Source organism: Candidatus Nitrosotalea sp. FS, from assembly GCF_011319475.1.
In the GTDB taxonomy this organism is placed as follows: domain Archaea; phylum Thermoproteota; class Nitrososphaeria; order Nitrososphaerales; family Nitrosopumilaceae; genus Nitrosotalea.
Genome location: NZ_RCMC01000014.1, coordinates 1 through 1070, shown reverse-complemented (window position 1 = coordinate 1070; position 1070 = coordinate 1). Strand labels below are relative to the sequence as shown.

At 41.8% G+C, this 1070-nt stretch carries 1 protein-coding gene; it reads right to left on the bottom strand.

What is annotated here, in order from left to right; genetic code table 11:
- Positions 1-1037: phosphate ABC transporter substrate-binding protein PstS (pstS, locus tag DYY66_RS00260; protein WP_166285185.1), on the bottom strand; the 1037-nt coding region annotated here is incomplete at its 3' end.
- Positions 1038-1070: the final 33 nt, after the last annotated feature.

The following is a 1070-nucleotide window of genomic DNA, read 5'->3' as shown; positions in this document are numbered from 1 at the left end:
CCTCCTGTGAAGGCAATACTAGAGATAGCTTGTTCATCAGCCTTTACTACTGCATCTGGTAGTGGTACGTAAAGCAAGTCTGATGAAAATTGTTGTCCATCATGAATTGCCCAATTTAGAAAGTCCACTACTGCTTTAGCTTTTTCTTGCGTCATACCACTTACTTGTGAGAGATCTTTGTACACAAGTAGATAGGTAAAGGATGAGATAGGATACGAATCCTTTCCAGGTTGATTCACTATTGAGACTTTACTCCAATCACCATCAGGGCTTGGAAGCGAGGTTGCGGCAGATGCAGCATCAGCAGCAATTGTTGCAAGAGTAGGTTCTACAAAATCAGTGCCATCAGCATTTTGGACAAAAGCGTAGGTCATGTTATTTTGCATCACATATGCAAGTTCGACATATCCTATGCTATACTGAGTGGTTTTCACTATATTTGCAACTCCAGCATTACCTTGGCCTCCAACTCCTTTTGGCCATTGAACAGACTTTGCTGCGCCTATACTGGTTTTCCAGTCATGGCTTACTGCAGAAAGATAGCTAGTAAAGACAAATGTTGTACCAGAACCATCGGAACGATGGGCTACAACAATATCTTGGTCTGGCAGAGTCAAAGATGGGTTAAGATCAGTGATCTGTTTATCACTCCATTTGGAGATTTTTCCTGCAAAGATGTCTGCGATCACTGGTCCTGTCAATTTGAGTCCCTTTGATATTCCAGGAAGATTGTAGGAGACAGTAACTGCACCTATAGTCTCAGGAATGTGAAGTGTTCCTGGTGCTTGGGCAGCTTCACTTGTCTGTAATGGCGCATCAGATGCAGCAAAATCAACAGTCTTTTGCGTAAACAATTTGATTCCTGCACCACTACCAATAGATTGATAGTTTAATGAAACATCAGGATGGAGTTTTGCGTATTCAACTCTCCATTTGTCAATCAATGGAAATGGAAAAGTTGCCCCAGCTGAATTCAACGCTATGGTCGATTGTGCCATAACAGGCAATGATGTTGCCGGTATTACTAGTACTAGCATCAATGCTAATCCTAGAATGACTTTGTTTGTCAT